The organism is Corynebacterium sp. NML 120412, from assembly GCF_002285155.1.
GTDB classification, from domain to species: Bacteria; Actinomycetota; Actinomycetes; order Mycobacteriales; family Mycobacteriaceae; genus Corynebacterium; species Corynebacterium gottingense.
This window is the reverse complement of sequence record NZ_NSGL01000001.1, coordinates 884,815-902,480: the sequence shown is the minus strand read 5'-3', so window position 1 is coordinate 902,480 and position 17,666 is coordinate 884,815. Positions and strand designations below refer to the sequence as shown.

Below are 17,666 nucleotides of genomic sequence, written 5' to 3'. Positions count from 1 at the left end.
TTTGCGAAACGATTTGTTTGCGTCCACTATGCAGTGCTGGCACAGCACACTGTTGGCTAACTGTTCATATTGTTGAATATTTTGACTGTCGCATCACCAACCGTTGGTGGTTGGTGGCTGGCATGCCCCGTGGGTGTGTCGGTGGTTGATGGCGGCGGGGAAACGCCCGGTCCCATTCCGAACCCGGAAGCTAAGCCCGCCCGCGCTGATGGTACTGCACTCGGGAGGGTGTGGGAGAGTAGGTTACCGCCGACCCAATAACTATAAATAATTGAATACTGTTTGTGCGCCCCGTCGGGTGGGACCTGTTGTTGGTCCATACCCGGCGGGGCGCTTTTTCTATTCCCGCGCGGGGTGGGGTGCAGTGCGGGGGCCGGTGGTGCTTGTGCGTGTGCGGGGCCTGGGATCTTCGCTGGGTGTCTGGGGTTGCCGTGGATCACTCTGCCACCGCAGAGCGGACAGGGGGTTGGGAAATCCGTGGCGCGTACCGTGCCGTCTTAGGACGGGGCGTCCCGTGTTCTACTCTGTGGCCGCAGAGTGACTTGGAAGAGTGGCACACCGAGACGCCTATTCTGCCACCGCAGAGTGCATCCTCGTTGAGTGTTTGGGGTTCCCGTGTGTTGACTCTGCCATTGCAAAACGAAAGGGAGGGGGCGGTTCGCTAGTGAGCCCGCCGAGACGTTTTCTCTGCGACCGCAGAGTAGGAGGGTGTCAGAAAGTTTGTGTGTGAGGCTCTCATCTAGAAGGAGTTTCACCGATAATGACTACGGTGTCACCGAAGAACAACCATGACCCGGCGAGGGTCAACGAGATCAGCGAGAAGCTGATGGAAAACCCTGAACTCTCCAGCTTGATCAGCGAGCTGTCGACCTCCACTGAGGATGCAAGCGAGTTGGTCAAAGGCCTGCTCCAGGCATCGATCAACGCTGGTCTACAGGCGGAGATGGATGCGCACTTGGGCTACGGCCATTCCGACCGCAAGACCAAAGCCCAGGTCGAAACCGCGCAGGAGAATAACCACCGCAACGGGTCGTACACCAAGACCGTCAATTCTGGCTACGGCGCGGTGGAAGTAACCGTGCCCAGGGATCGTGCCGGCACGTTTACTCCCCGTATGGTGCCCAAAGGCGCACGCCGGTTGACCGAGCTTGACGACATGATCGTCTCGCTCTACGCCGGTGGGATGACAGTGCGCGATATTCAGCACCATCTTGCGACCACGCTTGGGGTGGATATGAGCCCGGATACGATCAGTACCATTACCGATGCGGTCTTGGAAGAGGTCATGATCTGGCAAAACCGGCAGCTCGACGAGTTTTACCCGGTGATCTTCCTCGACGCGCTACGCGTGAAGATTCGTGACGGCCACCGCGTGGTCAACAAGGCTTGCTACATGGCAGTTGGTGTCGACATGGACGGCATCAAGCACATCCTGGGATTGTGGATCGCTGAGAATGAAGGCGCCGCATTCTGGGCATCGGTGTGCGCAGATCTGGCCAACCGCGGGGTCCAGGACGTGTTCATCGTGTGCTGCGACGGGCTCAAAGGCCTGCCGGAAGCTGTGGAGGCGACCTGGCCGAATTCCATGGTGCAGACCTGCATTGTGCACCTGATTCGGGCTGCGAACCGGTGGGTGTCTTATCAGGACCGCAAACTTGTCTCCCGCGCGCTACGTGAGGTCTACACCGCCAACAACGAGGAGACCGCACGCGCCAACCTGGATGCGTTCGAGGCCAGTGAACTGGGCCGGAGATACCCCCAGTCGGTCAAAGTCTGGCGCGACGCCTGGGAGCGGTTCGTGCCGTTTCTGCAGTTCCCGCCTGCGGCCAGGCGGGTGCTCTACACCACCAATTCGATCGAGTCGCTGAATGCTGAACTGCGTAAAGCTACTCGAAACCGGGGTCAGTTCCCGAACGATACCGCGGCGCTGAAGACGCTTTGGCTGATGATCTGCAACATCGAGGACAAACGTGCTGCTCAGCGGGCGAAGAAAGCGAAGCGCGACATTGAGCGCAACGGCTATATTGAAGGAGCGAAAGCCACCGGGTGGAAACAAGCCATCAACCAACTAGCCGTGGCTTACCCCGACCGATTCGCGGACTACTTGTAAACCAAGCCCCCGCACACAAACAATCGGACACTCTCTTGCCGGGATCGCGCAGTCAACGTTTTATCACCACCAGGGCAAACACCAACGCAGTGTGGCAAAACGCAAGGCACGCCGCGACAAGTACAAAGTACTCATCCGCCAGGCAGTCGATGAGTGCGGGCAAAGCTACGGCTACCGGCGCATCCACGCGTGGCTTGTTCGCGGTGGGCATCGCATATCGGAAAAAATTGTGCGTGAGCTGATGGACACACTCGGCTGCCACCCACCAGCAAAAGCATCCACGAAGTACTCCTCATACACCGGCGAGACCGCGCACCGCCCGGCAAACCTGCTGCTCATTGGCGATAACGAGCGCCCTGCTAATGAGACACATACCCTTGCCCGCCCTGAGGTGGCGCACTCGCAGTATTTCACCCGGTATGCGCACAGTAAGGGGTTGACCCATGATTTTCACGCGGATCAACCTTGGCAGAAAATTGGTACCGATGTCAGCGAAATCCGCTGCAGTGACGGCAGGCTCTACTTGTCAGCAGCCATCGACTTCTTCGACGGGATGCCCATTGCTGTGACCATGTCACAAACGCCAAACCATGAGCTGGTTGCCGGGATGATTGAACGGATCGACGCGGTAAAACCTGCTGATGCGCAACCGATCCTGCACTCGGATCGTGGAGGGCTCTACCGCAGCACACGCTGGGTCAACCTGATTACCGACCACGCCCACAACATCACCGGGTGCAAGGCATGCGCCACAGGGGAATGGTGCCAGAGGCGGTGGCGATACATCCCGTCACTGTCACGGAAAGGCACAAGTGGTGATAACGCGCGCACCGAGGGGTTCTTCGGCACGATGAAACAAGAACTGCTCAAAGGCAGACCCGCCACCAAAAAGATGACGGTGGCACAAATGCGAGACTATATTGACAACTACATCGACTTCTACACCCACACCAGGCTGAAGTCGACGCTAGGCAACGGCTATGCCACCATCGCCGAACACCGCCAAGCACTTGGAGTCTAAACAACAACACACAAGCCCACGGGGCACTCCAACAAAACATCCGCAGGCCCAAACCGCAAGGATCTCGTCACGGGGATCTCGTCAAACAGGCTCTTTTGTTTGTACAGGTAGTGGCAATGGACCGCCATCTCTTTGAGCTCGGCAGAATACTCTCTGGGTATAGTGCCAATCCTTCCTTAGCAGAGGTAGGAACTAAACCCAGGACGCTTCAGGCGCCATCAATGAATGTCATGCGCAGGCTAAGAACGGTGGTCTGATCAAGATAAACTGATTGGTAAGGAATTTGTTGTGAAAGAAAGAACGATCATTCCGGAAGTGCTTTTTGGAATTGTCTTGGGCTTCGCAACCCTTTATGGCGGAGTGCTCCTGTCCACATGGCTTCCAATACCTTTCGTTTTCTATGGGCTACCTCTACCTTCATTGGTGGTGTTGGGCGTATTAGCCATGTCTGTCTACATGTTGAAAAAGGATCGGCTTAGCGACCGATCATGGCGTGCTTTTGCCTTCACATTCGCCGCGTTTTTCGTCGTATCAGCGTTCTTATGGGTGAGCACAATTTCTGGCTATGGAAACTTCGCATAGTCTATAGATATGGAACCGCTGTAAGGCCAATATAGTTAGCCTCTAGATTGAAGTCTAGAGGCTCAAACAAGTACGAACGCAAAAAGTGGCGCACCCCCAACATCCGGGGATGCGCCACTTTTCTTTGGCGGTAGCGGCGGGATTTGAACCCGCGGAGGTTTGACCCTCACTCGCTTTCGAGGCGAGCACCTTCGGCCGCTCGGACACGCTACCGTGAAACAGAATAACGGTAGGGTGCGCCGGAGACCAAATCCGCCCGCGGCTTACTTCTCGCCGTCGACGCGGTCCTGGACCTTGCCAGCGACCTCGTTGAACTTGTCCTTCACTGCGTCGCCAGCGTCCTCGAGCTTCTCGCGCACGCCGCCCTTGAGCTGGTCGGCCTTGCCCTCGTTCTCCAGGCTTTCGTTGTCCGTAACCTCGCCGGCTGCCTCCTTGGCCTTGCCCTTGAGCTGGTCTGCCTTGTCCTCAAAACCCATGACGGTCTCCTTTTCGGTCGAGTCTGTTGCTAACGCTGCCCAGCTTACCGAAGGTCCCGGAAGAACGTCCCCAGCAGCGCCGCGTTTTCCTCCGCCAGCACCCCCGCGCGCACCTCGACGGTGTGGAGGTGGTGGGGGTCGCGGAGGGCGTCGAAAAGCGAGCCCACCGCCCCGGTCTTGGGCTCCCACGCACCGAAGACCAGGGAGGCGACGCGTGCGCCGAGGATGGCGCCGGCGCACATCGTGCACGGCTCCAGCGTGACCACCAACTCGCAGCCGTCCAGGCGCCACGTGCCCAGCTCACGGGCGGCGGCGCGGATCGCCTCCACCTCGGCGTGCGCGGTCGGGTCGCCGTCCGCCTCCCTGCGGTTGACTCCCCTGCCCACGACGCGCCCCGCCGCATCAAAGACGAGCGCGCCGACGGGCACGTCGCCGGCCGGGGCAGCTGCCATCAAACACATGGTCTTCTCGTCAAACACCCGACACCACACCCCACCGAAACACCGAGCCAGACGAAGGCCACCCCGAGCCGGCAACCACACCGGCGGCGCCCACCCCACCCACCCCGCCACCGCAGAGTAGAAGTCGGGGCAGCGTCGGGCAGACGACTTTACTTCCTGGTTATTCTTGATGACTGTTTTTGATGCGATTAACCAGTACAGCTGCAACTATGGTGAGCAGCATGAGGATGATGAATCCGAGGATCGACTTGTTTGTGATGGCGACATAACTCGAGATTGCCAGCCCAAATAGTGCAACGACAATCGCATTGGGAGATATTTTGTGCCCGTTCATGAGTCCTCCTGTATTTGATCGTTAAGTACACACGCTGCCGCGAGCCTATCTGCACCACGTGTAATGGAACTTTACGCGATTACTGCGTTTCTTGTGGTGGCTCGGGGCTACTGTTGCCCCGGTGATAGCGGCTCCTATGACGGTGCAGAAAGCCCACCCGACATCAGGAATGGCTGTCCCCTTGGGCACCCCCCCGATCCGCTGATAACTTTGTCCTACTCAAGAGGACTGAACTCCAAACGCCCACCTTCACTCAAGGAAGGCAGGCGTTGTGCGTCCTGGGCGGCGAAGAACTCCCTAGAGTTCCACGAGGGTGTTCTTCGCGGCAGTGACCAGCTCGGAGTCCTTGCGCGCCTTCTCCAGGCGCTGCCACTGGTCCTGCGGGATCGTGGCGCGTGCGCGCGAAACCTCCTTGGTATCGGGGGTGGCCCAGGCGATGGGCATCGGGGTGATGACCTGCCAGGTGTGCTTGTCGCGGGTGGAGCGCTGGCCGCCTACGGCGATGACGGGGACCTTCGTGCCCACCGTGTCGTGGGTGTTGGGGATGCGCTTGACCACGCGGGACGTGAGTGCCCAGCGGGCGGGGCCGCGGTCGGAGGCGTTCATGTTCACCAGCGCGGTCAAGGTGAGGGTCGTCCCGACATTTTCGGTGATGATGGCGGGGGCGAGCGGGTGGGCGTCGTAAAGCGTCTGCGTCTTGCCCACTGACTTGGGCAACATGAGTGCGACGATGAGCATCATGACGCCAAACAGGATCAGGCCGACGGAGGCGAGGAGGCGCCACGGCGACGTTGGGTCGATGAAGATCCACGCGGCGATGCCGCTGGCGATACTGAGGACGAAGAGCGCGATGCCGGAGAGCACCATGCTCTTGGTGTCACGGAGCAGTTCGTTGTGCTGCTTGGCATATTCCTCGTCAACGTCGAAGTGAAACGTGCTCATGGGCGACCAGTCTATAGGTCGGCGGCGTCGACCAATCTGTAGGCATAGCCCTGCTCGGCGAGGAAGCGCTGGCGGTGTACCGCGTACTCGGCGTCGAGTGTGTCGCGCGCGACCACGGTGTAAAAGACGGCCTCGGCACCGTCGTGCTTGGGGCGGAGCAGCCTGCCGAGCCGCTGTGCCTCCTCCTGGCGCGAGCCGAACGTGCCGGAGACCTGGATTGCAACGGCCGCCTCGGGCAGGTCGATGGAGAAGTTCGCCACCTTGGACACCACGAGCGTGGATACTTCGCCGTCGCGGAAGGCCTGAAACGTCTGCTCGCGCTGCTTCGTGCTCGTCTTGCCGTCCACGAGCGGCGCGTCGATGCGCGCAGCGAGCTCCTCAAGCTGGTCCACGTAGGCCCCGATGATGAGCGTTTGCTGGCCCTCGTGCTGAGCAAGCAGCTTATCGACGGCCCCCAGCTTCCCCTTCGAACACGCCGCGAGCCGGTACCGCTCCCGGGTCTCCGCGGTGGCGTAGGTGAGGCGCTCCTCCTGCGTGAGGGCGGTGCGGACCTCGACGCATTCAGCGGTGGCGATGTAGCCGGCCATCTCCAGCTCCTTCCACGGTGCGTCGTAGCGCTTCGGGCCGATGAGGGAGAAGACGTCGTCTTCGCGGCCGTCCTCGCGCACGAGCGTCGCGGTCAGCCCGAGGCGGCGGCGCGACTGCAGGTCGGCGGCCATGCGGAAGACGGGGGCGGGGAGGAGGTGGACTTCGTCGTAGATAATGAGGCCCCAGTCGCGGGAGTCGAAGAGCTCGAGGGCGCGGTATTCGCCCTTGGTCTTGCGGGTGACCACCTGGTACGTGGCGATCGTGACCGGGCGGATTTCCTTCTTCTCGCCGGAGTACTCGCCGATCTCGTTCGGAGTCAGCGTGGTGCGCCGCAGGAGCTCGTCGCGCCACTGGCGGCCGGCCACGGTGTTGGTCACCAGGATCAACGTGGTGGTCTGCGCCTGCGCCATGGAGGCCGCGCCCACGATCGTTTTGCCAGCGCCGCAGGGCAGGACGACCACGCCGGAGCCGCCCTCCCAGAAGGATTCGGTGGCGTACTGCTGGTAGTCGCGAAGTGCCCAGCCGTCCTGGTCGAGCTGGATCGGATGCGATTCGCCGTCGACGTACCCGGCGAGGTCCTCGACGGGCCACCCGAGCTTGGTCAGTTCCTGCTTGATCTGGCCGCGGGCGGACGGGTGGACGGGGACGGACGTGGCGTCGATAAGCGAGCCGATGAGCGGGCGAACCTTTTTACTGCGGGTGACCTCGGTGAGCAGCGCGGCCTCATCCGCCTCGAGGACGAGGCCGTGGGCGGGGTGTTGGAAGAGCTTGAGGCGGCCGTAGCGCGCCATCGTCTCCGCGACGCTGATGAGCAACGGCTGCGGGACGGGGAAGCGCGAGTACCGCTCGAGCGTGTCCACGGCCTGCTCGGCGTCGAAGCCGGCGGCGCGCGCGTTCCACAGCGCGAGCGGGGTGATCCGGTAGGTGTGAATGTGCTCGGGCGCGCGCTCAAGCTCCGCGAACGGGGCGAGCGCGGCGCGGGCCTTCGGCGCGTCCGGGTGTGAAACCTCGAGCAGGACCGTGTTGTCCGATTGGACGATAAGCGGGCCGTCGCCGAGGGGCATGGGGATCCTTTCTGTCCGCGGTATAGGTGCTGCTGAGTAGTGTAACCGGCTGGCTGCGGGGAGCATTCCGTCGTCCGCGTCGGAGTCCCGGAGGCGCGGGGGTGGCGGGGGTTTGTCGTTCCGTTCATCGAAAAACCGCCACCGCCCGCCTTGGACGCACTAGGCTCGAACGGTATGACGGTCATCACTTCCGGCAAAGAACCTGTTTCGAATCACCAAACGAGCGCGGTATCTTCAGCCGCGCTCACCGCCGCCCTCGAGGCGGAAATCGGTACCGCGGAGACGGTGAGCACGCGACTGATCGACCGCGTCAAGTACGCCAACGACGCGTCGCACTACCTCTACACCCCGCAGGCGGTGATCCAGGCGCGCAGCGCAGCGGACGTCGCCGCCGTCTTTCGCGCCAGCCGTCGCACCGGGATGCCCGTCGTACTGCGCTCGGGCGGCTCGTCGCTCTCGGGCCAGGGCGGGGGCGAGGGCATGCTTGTCGACGTCCGCAAGCACTTCCGCGACATCGAAGTCTTAGACAACGGCGCCCGCGTGCGCGTGCAGCCCGGTGCGACGGTGCGTTCGGTAAATAATCGCCTGGCCTTCTACGGCACCAAAATCGGCCCCGACCCTGCCAGCGAGTTCGCCGCGACGATGGGCGGCGTGATTGCGAACAATTCTTCCGGTATGGCCTGCGGCACCACGTTCAACACGTACCGCACGCTGGAGTCGATGACGTTCGTCCTGCCGTCGGGCACCATGATCAACACCGCCGATGCGGACGCGTCCCGGCAGTTCCGCGAGCAGGAACCGGACATCTTTGACACCATCGTGCGCCTGCAGCGGCGCGTGCGCGAGAACCCGGAATCCGTGGCGAAGATTCAGCGTCACTTCGCGCTGAAGAACACGATGGGCTACGGCGTCAACGCCTTCCTCGATTTTGACGACCCGCTCGACGTCTTCGAACGCCTCATCATCGGCTCCGAGGGCACGCTCGCGTTCGTGGCGGAGGCGATCTTCCGCACCATCCCGGACCCGAAGCTGAAAACGACCACCATCGCGGTCTTCGATTCCATCGAGGCCGCCACCCGCACGCTGCCGGACCTGTTCGACTCCGAGGCGGCAACGCTGGAGCTCATGGATTCCTGCTCCATCGAGGCGGGGCGCACCTTTGCCAAGGTTCCGCCGCAGATCCAGGGCTTCGAGGTCCACGACCACGCCGCACTGCTCATTGAGTACCACGCGCAGGAGGACGAGGAGCTGCGCGCTCGCCAGGCGCGCGGCGCGGAGATCTTGGCCAGCCAGCGGCTGCAGACTCCCGCGGAGTTTTCCGCCGACCCGGCGTTCTACTCCACGGCGTGGGCGTTCAGGAAGGGGCTGCTCTCGCAGGTCTCCGGCGCGCGCCCCTCAGGCACGACCGCCCTGTTTGAGGACGTTGTCGTGCCCGTCGCGGATCTTGCGGATACCTGCCTCGAGCTGCAGCAGATGTTCGACACCTACGCGTACGACAACGCCGTCATCTTCGGCCACGCCAAGGACGGCAACATCCACTTCCTCATTACGGACCGCTTCGAGGGAGAGGAGAACCTGGCCCGCTACAACGGCTTCAACGATGACCTGGCCAGCCTGATCATCGGCCGCCACGGCAACCTCAAAGCGGAGCACGGCACCGGCCGCGTGATGGCGCCGTTTGTGCGCCAGCAGTTCGGCGACGAGCTCTACGAGGTGATGGTGGCGCTCAAGCGCGCCGTCGACCCACGCGGCACGATGAACCCGGGCGTGATCATCTCCGAGGACCCGGAAGAGCACCTGCACAATATGAAGCTCAACCCCACCGTGGAGGAGGCCGTCGACCGGTGCGTCGAGTGCGGGTTCTGCGAGCCAGTGTGCCCGTCGCGCGACCTCACCATGACGCCGCGCCAGCGCATCGTGGTGCGGCGCGCCAGGGCCAAGGCGCTTGCCGACGGCAACGTGGACGCCGCCCGCGAACTGGACGAAGCCTACGTGTACGAGGGGGAGCAGACCTGTGCTGCGGACTCCATGTGCGTGAGCGCGTGCCCGGTGGGCATTGACACCGGAAAGTTTGTGAAGTCGCTCCGCGAGCAGCGCAACGGCAGGGCGGCGCAGGCCGGCTGGAAGGCGGCCGCGAAACAGTGGGACGCCGTCACCGCGAACGCATCGAGGGCGCTGACCGGCGCGTACTACCTCCCGGCCGGGCTGGTGCAGAAGGTCACCGATGTGGCCCGCGGGCTGGCGAGCGCCGAGCTTGTGCCCGAGTACCAGAAGCACCTGGGCAAGGGCGGGCGGCGCCGCTCGACGCTGGGGTCCGTGGTGGGCGACGTGTACGCGCGCCCGTCGGCGGTCTTCATGCCTGCGTGTGTGAACGCCATGTTTGGGCCGGAGCGGCAGGCAAGTGACGGCATCGGTGCCACGGAGGCGTTCGTGCGGCTTGCCGAGCGCGCGGGACTGGCGCTGCTCGTTCCCGATGATGTGGATGCGTTGTGTTGTGGGACCCCGTGGGCGTCGAAAGGCATGGCCGAAGGCCACGCGGTGATGGGGGAGCGCGTGCGCGCTTCACTGCTGCGCGCCACCGACGGCGGGCGGCTGCCGGTGGTGGTGGACGCCTCGTCGTGCGCGCACGGCGTGGCCGACCTGGCCGAAACGGCGGGGATCGAGGTCCTAGACGCTGTCACCTACATCGCGCGCGAGGCGCTAGGCGAGCTCGAGGTGAGCGAGAAGCTGCCGTCGGTGACGCTGCATCCAACGTGTTCGTCGGCGCACATGGGCACCGTTGAGGATCTGCGCGCCGTGGCCGAGGCGGCGGCTGACCAGGTGCAGATCCCCGTGAACTGGGCGTGCTGCGGGTACGCGGGTGACCGCGGGATGCTGCACCCGGAGCTGACCGAGTCGGCGACTCGCGCCGAAGCGAAGACGGTGGCGGAGCTGGGCTCGCGGTACCACGCGTCGTCGAACCGCACGTGCGAGCTGGGTATGACGCAGGCCACGGGCGAGCCCTACGAGCACGTGCTGGAACTGCTGGAGCGCGCGACGCGCTAGCGTGCGTGCAGCTTAGCGGCGGCGCGGGCGGAATGGGTTGACTGCGTTTGCCACCGCCGGCCACGTCTCCGCGTTGATGGCGAGACGTTGGGCATCGGCATCCCAGAACCACTTGGTGAAGACCCCCGGCTTATCAAACGCATACGTGATAAAAAGGATGGCCTGCTCAAAGGGGTCGCGATCTTGTGTTGCGAGCACGTCGAGCGCCGGGGCCTCGAGAGCGTCGCGGGCGCTTGTTCCTCTGTGGGGTAGTGATGCACAATACAGTTGCCGGGCTAACGTGACGTTGGGTATGTATTAACTCCAACTATTTGCCCACCACACGGCGTAACATTCCGCGTATGACTGCCACGATTCCCGCAACCGACACGCACCTCACCGACACCCTGCACCGTGAACTCGGCACCGAAGACACCGTCCACACCGGCTTGGTGGACCGCATCAAGTACGCACACGACGCCTCGCACTTCCTGTACACCCCGGACGCCGTCGTGGAGGCGCGCGATGCCTTCGACGTCGCCGCCGTCTTCCGCGCCGGGCGCGCCTCGGGCACTCCGGTGGTGCTGCGCTCTGGCGGTACTTCGCTATCGGGCCAGGGCGGGGGCAAGGGCCTGCTTGTCGACGTCCGCAAGCACTTCCGTGACGTCGAGGTCCTTGACCGCGGCAACCGGGTCCGCGTGCAGCCCGGCGCGACGGTGCGCTCCGTGAACGCTCGGCTGAACCTGTACGGCCGGAAGTTGGGGCCGGACCCGGCGTCGGAAAGCGCGGCCACCCTGGGCGGCGTGATCGCGAACAACTCCGCGGGCATGGCCTGCGGCACCGAGTTCAACACCTACCGCACGCTGGAGTCCATGACGTTCGTGCTGCCCTCCGGCACCGTGATCAATACGGCGGATGCGGACGCGAACAACCAGTTCCGCGCGCAGGAGCCGGAGCTCTTCGACACGATTGTCCGCCTGCAGAAGCGTGTGCGCGAGAACCCCGAATCCGTGGCAAAGATCGAGCGCCACTTCGCGCTGAAGAACACGATGGGCTACAGCGTCAACGCGTTCCTGGACTTCGAGGAACCGGTGAAGGTGTTCGAGCACCTGCTCATCGGCTCTGAGGGCACGCTGGCGTTTATCGCGGAGGCGGTGCTGCGCACGGTGCCGGTGCCGAAGGTGAAGACGACGTCGGTGGCGGTGTTTAAGAGCATTGATGCGGCGACGCGCAGCCTGCCCGACCTCTTCGCCTCCAAGGCTGCCACGCTCGAGCTCATGGACTCGCACTCCATCGAGGTGGGCCGCAGCTTCGCGTCCGTCCCGCAGGAGATCACCGGCTTTGACGTGGACGGCCAGGCCGCGCTGCTCATCGAGTACCACGCCGACGACGAAGAGGAGCTGCGCGCCCGCGAAAAGGAGGGCGCCGAGATCCTGCGCAACCTGGATCTGCAAAACCCGGCAGTGTTCTCGACAGACGCGGCGGCAGCGGCGAAGGCGTGGGCGTTCCGAAAAGGCCTCTACGCCCAGGTGGCCGAGGCCCGTCCGTCCGGCACGACCGCGCTGCTGGAGGACGTCGTCGTCCCGGTCGGAGACCTGGCCGACACGTGCTCCGGCCTGCAGGTGATGTTTGACCAGTACGGCTACGACGACGCCGTCATTTTCGGCCACGCCAAGGACGGCAACATCCACTTCCTCATCACGGACCGTTTCGAGGGCGAGGAGAACCTCACTCGCTACAACGGCTTTAACGACGCACTCGTGGACCTGATCCTCGGCGCGGACGGCAACCTGAAGGCCGAGCACGGCACCGGGCGCGTGATGGCGCCTTTCGTGCGCCGCCAGTACGGCGACGAGGTCTACGACGTCATGGTGCAGCTCAAGCGCGCGGTCGACCCGCAGGGCACGATGAACCCGGGCGTCATCATCACCGATGACCCGGAGGAGCACCTCCACAACATGAAGCTGTCCGCCACGGTCGAAGACGCCATCGACAGCTGCGTCGAGTGTGGCTACTGCGAGCCGGTGTGCCCGTCGCGCGACCTGACCATGACCCCTCGCCAGCGCATCGTCGTGCGCCGGGCCCGCGCGCAGGCGCTCCTCGACGGCGACATGGACACCGTCCGCGAGCTGGACAAGGCCTACCAGTACCAGGGCATTGACACGTGCGCGGTGGATTCGATGTGCGTCACCGCCTGCCCGGTGGGCATTGATACCGGCAAGTTCATCAAGTCCCTGCGCCGCGAGCAGGCCACGACGCTGGAGAACGAGGGCTGGGCCGCGGCCGCGAAGGCGTGGGCGCCGGCGAACAAGGTGGCCTCCGTCGCGCTGACCGGCGCGCACTACATGCCGACCGGCCTGGTGCAGAAGGTGACGGACGTCGCCCGCGCGCTGGTCGGCGAGGACACCGTGCCCGAGTACCGTCCCGAGCTGTCCAAGGGCGGCCGGACCCGCTCGAAGGCGTTCGGCGAGCGCATTGGCAGCAAGTTTGCGGAGCCGGTTGGCGTCTTCGTCCCGGCCTGCGTGAACTCCATGTTCGGCCCGCAGGGCGACGGCGTGGGCGCCTCGGAGGCGTTCGCCCGCCTGGTGGAGCGCGCCGGGCTGGCGCTCATCGTCCCGGAGGAGATCGACGCGCTGTGCTGCGGCACCCCGTGGTCCTCCAAGGGCATGGCCAAGGGACACGACGTGATGGAGCAACGCGCCCAGGAAGCGCTCATGGCAGCGACCGACGGCGGCCGGCTCCCCGTGGTCGTGGACGCGTCGTCGTGCACCCAGGGCTTCCAGGGCATGGCGGAGAAGGTGGGCATCACCGTCCTCGACGCGATCGAGTTCGTGGAGCAGCACGTCGTGGACAAGCTCACCGTGCCGCAGAAGCTGGATTCGGTGACGCTGCACCCCACCTGTTCCTCGACGCACCTGGGCATCAACGAGCAGCTGGTGGCAGTTGCGGAGCACGCGGCGGAGCACGTGCATGTGCCCGCGGACTGGAACTGCTGCGGCTACGCGGGCGACCGCGGCATGCTGCACCCGGAGCTGACCGAGTCGGCGACCAAGCGCGAGGCCCGCGAGGTGGAGCAGCTCGGCGCGCGGCACCACGCGTCGTCGAACCGCACCTGTGAGCTTGGCCTGACCAGCGCGACGGGCGAGGATTACCACCACGTCCTCGAGCTGCTGGAGCGCGTGAGCCGTTAGCTTATCGACGCCACTGTGACCGGAGCCACTCCGCTCCGGTGGCCGCGGTCTGGGAGCTGCCTTAATTTAGAGTGCGTGAACCTCAATGGCTGACTGTCAGTCATCTGAAACCCCGCATTGAAGGAGCTTCACCGTGATGCGTTCCCGTTCGCTCGCACTCGCCACCGCCGCAGCTGTTACCGTCTCCGGCATCCTCGTCCCCGCCGCTTCCGCTGAGCAGCGCGAGGTGACCAACGAGTACATCGCCGACAACTTCCACAGCCCGTTCACGCTGCCGGAGAAGTCTCCGAAGGGCGTAATCCTGCAGGTGGGCGGCAACGAGAACGAGGCCATGCTCAACTGGGTGACCCAGAAGGGGATCACCGGCCAGTCTGTGCAGTTCGCGCCGGAGGGCACCGACGTGGCCAAGGGTGAGGTCGTGGCCGCTACCTCTAAGGACTCCGTCGTCTCCCTCACCGAAGGCAAGCTGAAGAACCCCGAGGTTGAGCCGGTCTTCAACACCATCGCCGAGCACAAGGCGACCATCTCCGGCCTGAAGCCGGGCACCTCCTACTCCTACCGCGTGGGAAGCGAGCAGGACGGTTGGTCCGACACCTACACCTTCAAGACGGACAAGGCCGACGCCGAGAAGTGGAACTTCCTCCTCTTCGGCGACGTGCAGCTGTACTCCACCAAGGACCTCAAGGCGCAGACCAAGGGCTGGGACGACAACGTCACCAAGGCTACGAAGCAGTTCCCGGACACCTCCTTCATCCTCTCCGCGGGCGACCAGGCGAACCACTCCGCGCTGCACGAGCACGAGGCATTCATCTCCCCGGATGAGCTGCGCTCCTACCGCACCGCGGTGAACATGGGCAACCACGACAACTACTACGCGCCGAGCTACGAGGCGATGTACAACCTGCCCAACCAGGAGGACGAGAACTACTGGTTCACCCACAACAACGCGCTGATCATCTCCCTGGACTCCAACGACTGGGAGGATCTGGACGACGACGTTGACTTCCTGCGCCGCACCGTCAAGGAGCAGGGCGAGGGTAAGGACTGGGTCATCGTGACCTACCACCACTCCACCTTCTCCCAGGCGTACCACCAGGAGGACCGCGGCATCATGTACTGGCGCGAGCGCATGACGCCGGTGCTCTCCGAGCTGGACGTCGACCTGGTGCTCGGCGGCCACGACCACATCTACGCCCGCTCCCACCTCATGAACGGCTACACCCCGGTTGACTCTGGCCGCGAGGCGAAGATCGGCGAGACCCTGGCGAAGAAGCCGGGCGAGGTCCAGTACATCACCACCAACTCCGGCTCCGGCTCGAAGTACTACCAGTTCTTCGACTTCAAGAAGGGCGAGCGCGACGAGGACACCAAGGAGTCCTTCGACCAGACGGTCAAGGAAAAGACCATCCGCGATTACACCGCGCTGTGGAACCAGCAGGAGGTGCCCAACTACACCAACGTTGAGGTCACCCCGGAAGGTCTGAAGGTCTCCACCTTCGAGTACACCACCGGCGACCGCGTCGACGAGTTCACCCTGACCCGCGCTGCCGACGTTGCGGGCCAGGGTGATCAGGGCAAGCAGGACCCGCAGGAGGGCGGCTCCTCCGACAACGCCCTGGCCATCGCGCTGGGCGTGCTGGCCGGCCTGCTCGCAATCCTGGGTGGCGGTGCTTGGGCCGCGCAGCAGGGCCTGATCCCGGGCGTGAACCTGGACAACCTGCTCCCGTAAGGGGCTAGACCAGCTCCACCCCGGCCACGCGGGCGATGGGGAGGCGGACGACCTTGTCGGTCGCCTCGTCGAGCAGGTCGGCCCGCCCCTCCCGCACCGAGAGCGGCAGCGCCGCGAGCTGGCGCTGCTCGCCGGCGCCGGAGTAGTAGGTCACGCGCACGTGGCGCCGTCCGCGCGCCGCCGCGCGCAACACCTCTGCGGGGGTCTCCTTGTCGCTTGTCGACGCCACCTTCGCTCCCGCAGTCAGCGCCCCGACGAGCTGCTCCACGCGGCCCTCGTCGATCTGGTAGTCGCGCGCCAACGTTGCAGGTGTCGCGCGCACCAGCGCCGGTTCCGGGGCGAGGTCGATGGTGGCGCCGTCGGCGTCTTCGGCGGCCGGTTGCAGGCCGGCGTCGCGAAGCCGGGCGATCAGCAGCGGATCCACCACTATGGCCTCCCCTCTTTCCCTCCACGCCGCCCTGCCGATCTCTGTCTCTTAGACACAGCGCTGCGCGGCGGCCGCGGGTGCGGCCGGGTCCTCGCTGCGCAGGTAGCTCAGCGCGGAGCCTGCGCGGACGGCACCGTGGGTGCGCGCGACGTCGTCAAGCAAAAAGCCCAACCCCTGCGGGACCTCGCCGAGGGTGTGGGCCTCGAGCCATGCCTTGAGCTCGTCGGCGGTACGGCCGGCGTCGAGGGCGCGGCGCACGGAGGCGTCGCTGACGCGCCAGACGCTGGCCAGGCCGGGTGACTCGAGCTGGGCGAAGGATTCGAGCATGGACGCCATCGCCGGTGGGAGGGGGCCAGGCGCGAGGATGGTGAGGTCCGCCTGGGCGATGACGGCGTCGATTTCCGCGGGGACCAGCTCGCGGGTGGCCGCGGCGACGTCGCCGCGCGCGAGCAGAACCCGCAGCGGCGTGGACGGGGTGGGGGCGAGGGCGCCGAATGTGCGCGCCTCTTCGGCGAGCTGAGCGACGAATTCCGGGCGCAGCCCCGCGGTATCGAGCGGGGCGTGGAAGAGGAGCTGCTCCATGTCGCCGCCGTGGCGAGCGACGACCTCGCGGGTGCGCCGCAGGTCCGGCTGGCGCGACTCGGTGCTGAGCAGGCGGCCCTGGTCAAGGCGCCACGGGGAGGCGAGCCAGCCGGCGAGGAGGATCGCCCACTGGTCCGAGATCGGCGCGTCGAGCCAGCTCAACGCGTCCTTGGTGGCGGCGAGCGCGTTCGTGTCGTCCGCGCCGGTGCGGGAGTCGTCGACCGGGCCGCGCCCGATGAGGCCGGCGGCCTCGCCGACGGTGATGGTGAGGCCGGGGTCGAACCCGAGCTCCTTGGTCAGCGCAGCGAGGGTGCGCACGCCCACGGAGCCGTCCTTGTTCAGCGGCGCGGGTGTGCGCAGCAGGCGGGTGAGCAGCTGGCGCGCCTGTCGCACGGCTTCCAGGCCCGCGGCGGTGGCGTCGCGGTCCACGGTCGTCTGGTCTGCCTCTGGCTCCGGCGGGGCGGTAAGCGGGTGGACGCGCGGGGTGCGCCCGCGGAAGGCGAGGAGAACTGGTTCGGGGAGACGGACGGAGTGCGCGTCCATGCGGACCAGGAGTCCGTCCGCGACGAGGCGGGCGGCGGGAGTAGTGGGGTCGGCGTCCGGCGCGGCGGCCTTGGACAAGCCGATGCCGCCGCCTGCGGCCAGCGACTCGATCACTTTGCGCTGGCGCGCATCGAGGGCCGCGAGCTTTGCGTCCAGGTCGGCCGGAGGGCGGTCGGCGACGCGCCAGGCCTGGGGCAGGGGAGCGACGGCACCGGGGGCTACGCGCACCAGCTCGCCGGAGCCAGCAGCGCCGCCGTCGTAGACGAGCGCTGCGTCGCGCAGCCGGGTCGTGTCGCCGAAGGGGACGGGATCGGTGGGGGAGAGCTCGGCACCGGCGTCGACAAGCGATTCCAACGTGGCGAGGTCTGCGGCGTTGAGCGCGCGCAGCGCACGGGCAGTGGAGGCGGGCTGCGTGAGGCGCGTGGCCAGCGACGCCAGCGAGGGCGGAGGCGGGAAGAACACGTCCGGGCGCAGGGCGATGAGGCGGCGTAGGGCGTCGGGGGTGAGCTGGTTGAGCGCGTCGGCGAAGTCAGTCATGTCGGTGTACAAGCTTAGTGGGTGACTTTGCGTGCGTTTTGTCCACGGACGTGAC

14 protein-coding genes, 1 tRNA gene and 1 rRNA gene are annotated in these 17,666 nt (G+C 65.1%); 7 read left to right on the top strand and 9 right to left on the bottom strand.

Going from position 1 to position 17,666, the window contains the following annotated elements:
* Positions 1-137: 137 nt before the first annotated feature.
* From rrf to CKJ84_RS12005, 4 genes are all read left to right on the top strand, one after another.
* Positions 138-255: ribosomal RNA gene (gene rrf / locus CKJ84_RS04120) — 5S ribosomal RNA — on the top strand.
* A gap of 505 nt (positions 256-760) precedes the next feature.
* On the top strand, positions 761-2,110 hold the full coding sequence (locus CKJ84_RS04115) for an IS256 family transposase (RefSeq protein ID WP_095546024.1): 1,350 nt from the start codon (positions 761-763) through the stop codon (positions 2,108-2,110).
* A gap of 91 nt (positions 2,111-2,201) precedes the next feature.
* A complete protein-coding gene (locus tag CKJ84_RS04110) occupies positions 2,202-3,131 on the top strand; it encodes a DDE-type integrase/transposase/recombinase (RefSeq protein ID WP_095545992.1) in 930 nt (309 codons plus the stop codon).
* A gap of 288 nt (positions 3,132-3,419) precedes the next feature.
* A complete protein-coding gene (locus CKJ84_RS12005; protein WP_109561210.1) occupies positions 3,420-3,713 on the top strand; it encodes a hypothetical protein in 294 nt (97 codons plus the stop codon).
* A 125-nt stretch (positions 3,714-3,838) separates the two neighbouring features.
* Here CKJ84_RS12005 and CKJ84_RS04105 read toward each other — a convergent pair.
* The 6 genes from CKJ84_RS04105 to CKJ84_RS04085 form a co-directional block, all read right to left on the bottom strand.
* Positions 3,839-3,926: transfer RNA gene (locus tag CKJ84_RS04105), tRNA-Ser, on the bottom strand.
* Positions 3,927-3,976: 50 nt separating this feature from the next.
* Positions 3,977-4,189, bottom strand: a complete 213-nt coding sequence (locus CKJ84_RS04100; protein WP_095275245.1) for a CsbD family protein — start codon at positions 4,187-4,189, stop codon at positions 3,977-3,979.
* Positions 4,190-4,233: 44 nt separating this feature from the next.
* Entirely contained in the window at positions 4,234-4,668 is a 435-nt protein-coding gene (locus CKJ84_RS04095; protein ID WP_369801153.1) for a nucleoside deaminase, read from the bottom strand.
* 142 nt (positions 4,669-4,810) lie between these two features.
* The gene (locus tag CKJ84_RS12320; RefSeq protein WP_167457443.1) at positions 4,811-4,984 is read right to left on the bottom strand and encodes a hypothetical protein; all 174 of its coding nucleotides are present in this window, start codon (positions 4,982-4,984) and stop codon (positions 4,811-4,813) included.
* Positions 4,985-5,281: 297 nt separating this feature from the next.
* Positions 5,282-5,926 carry a DUF3239 domain-containing protein gene (locus CKJ84_RS04090; RefSeq protein ID WP_095546023.1) on the bottom strand — a complete coding sequence of 215 codons (645 nt, stop codon included), beginning with the start codon at positions 5,924-5,926 and terminating at the stop codon, positions 5,282-5,284.
* An 11-nt stretch (positions 5,927-5,937) separates the two neighbouring features.
* The gene (locus CKJ84_RS04085) at positions 5,938-7,578 is read right to left on the bottom strand and encodes a DNA repair helicase XPB (protein ID WP_095546022.1); all 1,641 of its coding nucleotides are present in this window, start codon (positions 7,576-7,578) and stop codon (positions 5,938-5,940) included.
* A 174-nt stretch (positions 7,579-7,752) separates the two neighbouring features.
* Between CKJ84_RS04085 and CKJ84_RS04080 the strand changes: the two genes are divergently transcribed.
* Positions 7,753-10,623, top strand: a complete 2,871-nt coding sequence (locus CKJ84_RS04080) for an FAD-binding and (Fe-S)-binding domain-containing protein (protein WP_095546021.1) — start codon at positions 7,753-7,755, stop codon at positions 10,621-10,623.
* Positions 10,624-10,635: 12 nt separating this feature from the next.
* On the opposite strand, the gene CKJ84_RS04075 is transcribed toward CKJ84_RS04080, so the two are convergent.
* Entirely contained in the window at positions 10,636-10,821 is a 186-nt protein-coding gene (locus CKJ84_RS04075; RefSeq protein WP_095546020.1) for a hypothetical protein, read from the bottom strand.
* 143 nt (positions 10,822-10,964) lie between these two features.
* Between CKJ84_RS04075 and CKJ84_RS04070 the strand changes: the two genes are divergently transcribed.
* Positions 10,965-13,793 carry an FAD-binding and (Fe-S)-binding domain-containing protein gene (locus CKJ84_RS04070; protein WP_095546019.1) on the top strand — a complete coding sequence of 943 codons (2,829 nt, stop codon included), beginning with the start codon at positions 10,965-10,967 and terminating at the stop codon, positions 13,791-13,793.
* A gap of 136 nt (positions 13,794-13,929) precedes the next feature.
* Entirely contained in the window at positions 13,930-15,522 is a 1,593-nt protein-coding gene (locus CKJ84_RS04065; RefSeq protein ID WP_095546018.1) for an FN3 domain-containing metallophosphoesterase family protein, read from the top strand.
* Positions 15,523-15,526: 4 nt separating this feature from the next.
* Here CKJ84_RS04065 and CKJ84_RS12440 read toward each other — a convergent pair whose 3' ends face one another.
* Both CKJ84_RS12440 and CKJ84_RS04060 read right to left on the bottom strand, forming a co-directional pair.
* Positions 15,527-15,946: a hypothetical protein gene (locus CKJ84_RS12440; RefSeq protein ID WP_233125478.1), complete on the bottom strand. Its 420-nt coding sequence runs from the start codon at positions 15,944-15,946 to the stop codon at positions 15,527-15,529.
* A 51-nt stretch (positions 15,947-15,997) separates the two neighbouring features.
* Entirely contained in the window at positions 15,998-17,611 is a 1,614-nt protein-coding gene (locus CKJ84_RS04060; protein ID WP_233125477.1) for a helicase-associated domain-containing protein, read from the bottom strand.
* Between the last annotated feature and the right edge of the window lie 55 nt (positions 17,612-17,666).